Raw genomic sequence first — 7,917 nt, forward strand, 5'->3', positions numbered from 1 at the left:
GGCCGCTGCGGAAACGCGTACGACGACGGCCGGAGAATCCGATAAGGCATTCCCCGGCCGAAATTTCTTCTGATTACCGGTATTGCCGGTCAGGCGATACGGGACCTGCGGTACAGAATGACGCCGCCCAGAATCAAGGCCGAGGCCAGGGCCGCCGCGGCGCCCGCCTGGCCCGCGCCGGTTTCCGCGAGCGTGGGCGGCGCAACCCGTTCCGGTACGGGGACGGGCGCCGGGAGCGGTACGGGCGTTTCCTGGATCGGCGCCGGCAGGGGAGCCGGCACGGGCCGTGGCTGCGTGTGGGGTCGGGGCCGCGGCCGTTCGGGTGCGGGGGGAACGTGGTGGGCCGGCGCCGGGGCCGGGAGGGTGTGCGGGTGGTCGTCGCACTCCTTCTCCGAGCCGTCGTAGCCGCCCTGCTCGCCGTGGCCCCGGCGCCCCGAGTCCCACGAGCTGTCGCCGCCCTCGTCGCGGGGTTCCTCGTGCCGGGGCGCCGCGTGCCGTGGCGCCTGGCGGCGGGTGTCCTCCTGCGGGGGCTCCTCGTGTCGCTGCTCCGGAAGCGCGTGCCGACCGCCCTGGCGGTCGTCGAGGTCCCGGTGCACGTCCGAACCGGTCGTGGTGGCGCAACTGTTCCCCATCGCGGGGTTGAGCGCAGCTCCGACGTTCACACTGTTGCCGCATACATTCGGCGAGAGGGTGATCGGTACCGAGACGCTGTTGCCGGACAGCACACCCGGCGAGTGCGAGGCCTCGGCCGTCGCCCCCGGGTGCGCGTAGGCCGCGCCGGTCGCGATCGACAGCAGGCTTGAGGCCGCCGCCGCCGTGAGCATCCCCTTGCTCAGTACCTGTCGGCTCAGTACCTGTCGCATGGGTCCTTCCCTGTCTACCGGCTCTCCCGCCGGTGCTGAATCGAAGGTGGCCTCGGAGTGCACCGCCGTGCACTCCGAGGCCACCCCGAGGAGGTTTGCCCTTGCGGGCGCAGGCGCTTCGTCAGGCGTTGACGCAGGTGTTGCCGAACGAGGGGCTCAGCAGGGCGCTCACGTTGCTGGTGTTGCCGCAGACGTTCACCGGGACGTGCACTGGGACCTGGATCAGGTTTCCGGACAGCACGCCGGGGGAGCCGATGGCTGCGCCTTCGGCGGCTGCGTCGGCCATGGCGGGGGAGGCGGCACCAGCGGCCATCAGAACGCCGGCGGCCAGCACCACTGCCTTCTTGTACGTCATTTCTTTTCGATCCTTTCCGCAGGGGCGTGTCCACTGCAGAAATAACAACGAGTGGGTCAGGGAAAAGAAACCGCAGATTTTCGCGGGTTGCCCCGCATTTCACTCCAATGCCGATCGGCCGCAATTTACGGTGGATTTGCGCCGTTATTCGAATGGGCCGACAAGCGGCGGGGCCGCCGCGACCCGAAGGTGCGACGGCCCTCGCTCCCGGCCGGGGCCGGAAGGTGCGTCAGCTGCCGGCGGAGGCGTTGCCGGAGAGGATCGGGATGTTGTCCAGGATGTGCGAGAGGGCCTCGTCGCCCTTGGCCTGGGTGGAGTTCTCGGTGCACTGCTGGTTCTGCGGGTTGGACAGGACGTTGATGTCCTGGAGGCCGATCGGGGCGGCGCCGACCAGCGACTGGAGGTTGGCCTTCGCAGGCAGGGCGATGCAGGGCTTGTTGAACGAGCCCTGGATGAGCGCCATCTGGGGGCTCATGTTGCCGTAGGTGGCCTGGTTGCCGTAGATCTGCGAGGCACCGTTGCCGTTCACGGTGTTGATGCCGTTGTCGTTCCCGATGGCCATCGCCTGCGGGGCCAGCGCGGCACCCATGCCCACGACTGAGGTCGCGACCGCTGCCGTGGCCATCATCTTCTTGATCATTATCGTCCCTTTTTTGCGGAATTGACCAGTACTGGAGCATCCGGATCAACGGCCGGGGTCGGGTCCGGGTTGCGTGGCTTCACCCGGATGCCGTCGTTTCGGACGGCACGGTTGACGTTCGGACAGGTCGTCGGACCGACGGTCGGGCGTGGACGCAGGTGTCGCTGAACGCCGGGTTCAGCAGGGCGATCACGTTGACCGTGTTGCCGCAGAGGTTGACCGGAACGTGGACCGACACCTGGAGCAGGTTGCCGCTCGGCACGCCCGCGGACCCCGCGGCGACGCCGTCCGCCGTTGCGCCGTCGCCGCCGTGCGCGGAGGCGAGGCCCGCGCCGCCCATCGGCAGCGCAGCGCCCGCGACCGCCATGGTGGTGCCGCGGATCAGCCTCTTCTTCATCTCCGCTTTTCCTTTCGGTCCGGACGGCGGTGCAACCGCATAACGACCCGCCGCCGGTGAGGGTGCGCGTTATCGCCCAAAAGGCCGCACAGGCGAGTCCGGCGTGATTTCCAGCCTGATTTCTGCCAAAGTTCACTCCTGTTTTGTCCCCTTGATCGAAATTGGAGACAGGGTCATGGGTTCCTCCCGCAGAATCCTCGGCGCGCTCGGTCTGCTGTCCTGCCTCGTACTTTCGGTGAACGTCCCCACTGCGGCTGCCGACGAGCCGCCGGGTCAGCCGGCGTCGGGGGCGAAAGAAAGGGCCAGGGTTCCGTTCACGCAGCGTTACCAGGCCGTGCAGCGCGGCGGGCTGGTCCGGGCCTCGAACTCCTCCATCACCTGCCGCAAGGCGGTGGCGCCGGACGTCGAGCCCTGCGCCGAGGTCAAGCAGGGTGCGCCCGGGGTCAACGGCGATTTCGACATGTTCTACAGCGAGGTGGACAAGGACCCGAACACCTACAACTCCACCCGGGCCGAGCTCAAGGTCCCGCAGGGCGCCAAGGTTTCGTACGCCCGCCTGTACTGGGGCGGGAACCTGCGGGTCGGTGAGCAGAAGCCTCCGGAGGACAACGGTCGGGTCCTGGTCGCCGAGCCCGGCGGCGCGTACAAGGAGGTCCTCGCCGACACGGTGATCGGCCACCACACGGACGCGGGCAGGGACGCCTACCAGGCCTCCGCCGACGTGACCCCGCTGGTCCGCAAGGGTGGGGCCGGGATGTGGACGGTCGCCCAGCTGAACATCGCCATGGGCAACTCCGAAGTGGGCGCCTGGGGCGGCTGGACGCTGGTCGTGGCCTACGAGCACCCGCAGGAGCCGGTACGCCGGATCTCGCTGTGGGACGGCTTCGAGGGGCTGGCCGGTGGGGGTGAGGCGGCGGGCGAGACGGTCGAGATCGCCGGTCTGGACGCGCCCGCCGGGGCTGCGGGGAAGGCCGGGGTGGTCGCGTACGACGGGGACCGCGGGGCCTTCGGGGACTCGCTCACGGTCACCGCCGATAGCGGTCGCCGGATCAACGTCAGCAATGCCGAAAATCCTTTTAATGATGTTATGAATTCCACGATCACGGAATTCGGTCGTCCCCCGTTCGTGCGACAGCCCGAACATATGAATAATCTCGGATATGACGCGGACGTGTTCGACCTGAGTCCCGCCCTGTCCGGAGGCGCCCGCAGCCTGAAGTTCAGGTTCACGGGCGAAAGCCAGGGTCAATTCCTCGGCGTGCTCTTCGTTCAGACAGACGCGCGCCGCTGAACGTAGGAGACCACTCCGCGTGCCGACACAACCTCCCCCTGCGCAGCCCTCCCGTGCGCAGCCCCCGCCCTCCCGCCCCCTGACCGTCCTGCACCTCGTCCAGCCCGTCGACGGGGGTGTCGCCCGCGTCGTCCTCGACCTCGTCCGCGCCCAGACCGCCGCCGGACTGCGCACCGCCGTCGGCTGCCCGCGCGGCGGACAACTCGCCGACGCCGCCCGCGCGGCCGGGGCCGAGGTGCTCACCTGGCGCGCCGGGCGGGCTCCCGGACCCGACCTTCCCGCCGAAGTGCTCGGCGCCCGGCGGGTGGTCAGCCGGGTCCGGCCCGACGTCCTGCACGCCCACAGTGCGAAGGCCGGGCTGGCCGGACGGCTCGCCGTACGCGGGTCCGTGCCCACCGTCTTCCAACCGCACGCCTGGTCCTTCGACGCCGTCGGCGGAGCCACCGCCGCGCTGGCCCTGCGCTGGGAGCGGTTCGGCGCCCGTTGGGCCGACCGGGTGCTCTGCGTCAGCGAGGCCGAACGCCGGGCCGGCGCCTCCGAGGGGATCGCCGCCCACTGGTCGGTGATCCGCAACGGTGTGGACCTGGAGCACTTCCGCCCCGCCAGCCCGGACCGGGACGAGGACAGGTCCCGGGCGCGCACCGAACTCCCCTTCCCCACCGCCTTCCTGGGGAACGGGCCGCTGGTCGTCTGCGTGGGCCGGCTCTGCCAGCAGAAGGGGCAGGACATCCTGCTGCGGGCCTGGCGGGAGGTGCTCGGCAACGTTCCCGACGCCCGCCTGGTACTCGTCGGCGACGGCCCCGACGCCGAGCGGTTGCGCCGCACCGCCCCGCCCGGAGTGCTCTTCGCGGGTGCCGCCCGCGACATCCGACCGTGGCTTCGGGCCGCCGATCTCGTTGTACTGCCGTCGCGGTGGGAAGGCATGGCGCTCGCCCCACTCGAAGCCATGGCCTGCGGTCGACCCGTCCTGGTCTCCGACGTCAGCGGTGCCCGGGAAAGCCTGCCGCCCGGCCAGGGACGGCTCTGCCTGGTACCGCCGGAGGACCCGACGGCCCTGGCCAAGGCCCTGGGGCGGCTCCTCGTCGAACCGCGGCTGCTCGCCGAACTCGGAGAGCAGGCCCAGCAGCACGCCCGGACCGACTTCGACGTGCGGCGGACCACGGACGCGGTCACCGGTCTGTACCACGAACTGCTGGGCAGACCCCGGCCCTTGAACCAGGAGCGCATCAGCCGATGACGATGGACAGCGCACCCGCCCGGCACACCGGGCAGGGCGGCACGGGGCCCGCTGGCACCGCCGCCGTCCGACGGACCGTGACCGCCATCCACCCCCCACGCCGGCCCAGGGTCGAGCAGGCCCGGCCCCTGGTGCGACCGCAGCGGGTCCGGCGTCGCGACGGGGTCGTCCCGCTGCTGACCGCCGACGCGCTGGCCGCCGTACTCACCACGACGGCCTTCGCCGGTCCCGGGACGGCCGTGCCGCCCGAGGCGGCCGGCCCGATCGCCGTGCTGCTCGTCGTGCTGCACGCGCAGGCCGGGTTGTACCGGCCGCGGCTCGCGCCCTCGGCGCTCCTCGAACTGCCGGCGCTGGCCGGGCGGGCCGCGGTCCTGTGGTGCGGGACCGCCGCCGTCGTGGCTGCCGTGGCACCGGGCCGGCCCCTGGGCTGGTCCGCGCTGCTCAGCGCCATCTGCCTCCAGGTCGTCCTGACGTGTGCGGGACGCGGCTTCGTCAACCAGCTCCGCCGCCGGTCCGCCCGGCGCAGCCCCGCCTCCGCCCTCGTCGTCGGCCCGGGCGCCGGTGCCAGCGCCGTCGCCGCCGCGCTCCACGGATGTCCCGAGTACGGTCTGCGGCCGGTCGGGCTCGCCGACACCGCCGCCGAAGAAGGCGGCGGCGGAGTGCCGGTGCTGGCCACGCACGAGGACATCCGGCGCGCCGTCATCCAGAACGCGGTCCGACACGCGGTGTTCACCCGTCCGCCGGAGGCCGACGAGCGCACGGCCTCCCTCGTCCGGCTCTTCCACGACCACGGCTGCCGACTCTGGCTCGCCGACCCGGCCGGCACCGCCAAGGTGACCGGCATGCGGGTGGCCCAGCCCGCCGACCAGCTGTGGGGGTACGCCGTACAGCCGCTGCTGCCGCGCCCGGCCCGGCCGGTGGAGCGGTGGGTCAAGCGGCTCATCGACGGGGTGCTGGCCGCACTCGCACTGATCGCCGCCGCGCCGGTGATGGGCTTGTGCGCGCTGGCCGTGCGGATCTCGGACGGCCCCGGGGTGCTCTTCCGGCAGGAGCGGGTCGGCCTGTACGGGCGGCCCTTCACGCTGCTGAAGTTCCGCACGCTGCGGGCGGACGAGCACGAGTCCGCGACCCGGTGGACCGTTGCGGGCGACACCAGGATGAGCCCCGTCGGCTCCTTCCTGCGCAAGTCCTCGCTGGACGAGCTGCCGCAGCTGTGGAACGTCGTACGAGGTGACATGAGCCTGGTCGGCCCGCGCCCGGAACGGCCCTTCTTCGTGGCGAAGTTCAGCAGTGTGCACCCCGGCTACGAGGCCCGGCACCGGATGCCCGTCGGTATCACCGGGCTCGCCCAGATCAACGGCCTGCGCGGGGACACCTCCATCGAGGACCGGGCCCGCTTCGACAACCACTACATCGACACCTGGTCGCTGTGGCAGGACCTGTGGATCCTCGCCCGCACCGCCGCCTCCTTCTTCCGCTTCCGGTTGGGGGGCAGCTGATGAGCCTCGCCGTGTCCCTGGGTGGCGCCCGGCCCGATGTGCCGGGGCTGCTGCGACGGCACTGGCCGCTGCTGCCGCTCGCCGCGACCGTCCTGATGCTCCTCGCTCCGCTCCCGGCGGGCGATGCGACCACCTCGGGCAAGGTCGGCCCGGCCGACGCCGCCTCGCTGCTGCTGGTGTTCGTGTGCGCCGTACAGGCACTGCGCGGCCGGGTGCGCAGGCTCAGCCCGCTGGGCGTCCTCGTGCTCGGCGTGCCCGCCGTGGGGCTGGCCGTCACGACGGCGACCGCCGGTGATCCGTACGCGGCGCTGCCCGGCTTCGTGCGCTACCTCCAGGTGTTCGTGCTGGTCCCGGCGGCGATCGTGCTGCTGGTGCGCGACGCCGGGGAGTTCCGGCTGGCCGCCGGGTGCTTCGTGGCGCTGGCGCTGGTGCAGGGCGCGGTGGGGGTCGTGCAGTACGCCACCCACACCGGGGCCTCGTACCAGGGCGAGGACATCCGGGCCGTGGGCACCTTCGGTCCGGGCGACGTGATGGGCATGGCCACGGTGGTGGCGTACGGGCTGGTCGTGGCGACCGCCGCGGCGCTCGCTCCAGGACTGCCGCAGCGGGTACGCCGGATGGCGGGCGGTACGGCACTGGTGCTGGTGGTGCCGCTGGTGCTGTCGTTCAGTCGGGGCGCGTGGATCGCCACGGTCGGCACGGCGGTGCTGGTGATGGGGCTGGCCGGCATCCGGCGGGCCCTGACGGTGCTCCTCGCGCTGACCGCAGCGGGCGTGGTCCTGGTGGGCGGGCTCGGGGTCGGCTCCGAGATGGTCGCGGAGCGGCTGACCTCGATCACCCAGATCTCCAGCGCCCCCGACCAGTCGGTGACCGACCGCTACACGATGTGGGCCGCCGCCGAGTCGATGTGGCGAGAGCGGCCCGCCGTCGGGGTGGGCCTCAAGGGCTTCCCGGCCAACCGGGACGGGCACTCCTCGCTGGGGCTGTCCTCCGGCAGTGACACCTCCGGTGCGGGGCAGGCGTACATCCGCCAACCGCTGCTCTCCCCGCACAACATGTACCTGCTGGTGCTGAGCGAGCAGGGTCTGATCGGGCTGGCCGCGTTGGCCGGCGGCTGGGCGGTTCTGCTGGTCGCCGGGATCCGCCGGTACGCCGCCGGCGAAGGCATCCGGGACTGCGGGCTGATCGCGATCGGGCTGCTCGTCTGGCAGTTGACCGACTTCCTGTACGCGGACATCGGCGGGCCGTCCACCGTGCTGACCGGAGTGATCATCGGCCTGGCGGCCTGGTGGGCCCTGCCGTCGCCCGCCCCGCACCACGCGGTAGCAGCAGGCTCCGGCCGGCAGGGCGCGCGCATCGCCGCCCGACGGGCATCCGGTCCGGGCGCGGCCACCGCCGCCACCACGAGCGGGCGCACCGGCCGCGTGGCCGCCCCGCGCGCCGGTTCGGGTGCGGACGGCCGGTGACCGATACGACACCCTGGCGGCCCGCCTCCGGCCCTCCGGCCGGGGCGGGGCCCCCCCCCGTCCCGGGGCCGCCCCCCCCCTCGGGCCCCCCCCCCCCCCAGCTAGGGAGGGGGGCGGGGTGGGGGAGGGGGTGGGACACACAGGGTAGGTGTGGGGGGTGGGGGGGGGA

Annotated in this window: 8 protein-coding genes; 4 read left to right on the forward strand and 4 right to left on the reverse strand. The window is 72.4% G+C overall.

Features of this window, described 5'->3' with window-relative positions:
• Positions 1-89: 89 nt before the first annotated feature.
• From ABZZ20_RS24780 to ABZZ20_RS24795, 4 genes are all read right to left on the reverse strand, one after another.
• Entirely contained in the window at positions 90-863 is a 774-nt protein-coding gene (locus tag ABZZ20_RS24780) for a chaplin (protein ID WP_356873038.1), read from the reverse strand.
• 121 nt (positions 864-984) lie between these two features.
• Complete coding sequence (locus tag ABZZ20_RS24785) at positions 985-1,218, reverse strand: chaplin (protein WP_356873040.1); 234 nt, start codon at positions 1,216-1,218, stop codon at positions 985-987.
• 229 nt (positions 1,219-1,447) lie between these two features.
• Positions 1,448-1,858 (reverse strand): rodlin, encoded by a 411-nt coding sequence (locus ABZZ20_RS24790; RefSeq protein WP_356873042.1) that lies wholly within the window; start codon positions 1,856-1,858, stop codon positions 1,448-1,450.
• A 79-nt stretch (positions 1,859-1,937) separates the two neighbouring features.
• A complete protein-coding gene (locus tag ABZZ20_RS24795; protein ID WP_356873044.1) occupies positions 1,938-2,255 on the reverse strand; it encodes a chaplin in 318 nt (105 codons plus the stop codon).
• Positions 2,256-2,358: 103 nt separating this feature from the next.
• Here ABZZ20_RS24795 and ABZZ20_RS24800 point away from each other — a divergent pair, with 103 nt between their 5' ends.
• The 4 genes from ABZZ20_RS24800 to ABZZ20_RS24815 are packed head-to-tail and all read left to right on the forward strand — an operon-like array spanning position 2,359 to position 7,748.
• Complete coding sequence (locus ABZZ20_RS24800) at positions 2,359-3,546, forward strand: DUF3344 domain-containing protein (protein ID WP_356873046.1); 1,188 nt, start codon at positions 2,359-2,361, stop codon at positions 3,544-3,546.
• Between the two features lie 19 nt (positions 3,547-3,565).
• Positions 3,566-4,783: a glycosyltransferase gene (locus tag ABZZ20_RS24805; protein ID WP_356873048.1), complete on the forward strand. Its 1,218-nt coding sequence runs from the start codon at positions 3,566-3,568 to the stop codon at positions 4,781-4,783.
• 2 nt (positions 4,784-4,785) lie between these two features.
• On the forward strand, positions 4,786-6,282 hold the full coding sequence (locus tag ABZZ20_RS24810) for an exopolysaccharide biosynthesis polyprenyl glycosylphosphotransferase (protein ID WP_356873059.1): 1,497 nt from the start codon (positions 4,786-4,788) through the stop codon (positions 6,280-6,282).
• A complete protein-coding gene (locus ABZZ20_RS24815; RefSeq protein WP_356873050.1) occupies positions 6,282-7,748 on the forward strand; it encodes an O-antigen ligase family protein in 1,467 nt (488 codons plus the stop codon). Before ABZZ20_RS24810 ends, ABZZ20_RS24815 begins: the two co-directional genes overlap by 1 nt.
• Positions 7,749-7,917: the final 169 nt, after the last annotated feature.

This window comes from Streptomyces sp. NPDC006430, from assembly GCF_040612395.1.
Classification (GTDB): domain Bacteria; phylum Actinomycetota; class Actinomycetes; order Streptomycetales; family Streptomycetaceae; genus Streptomyces.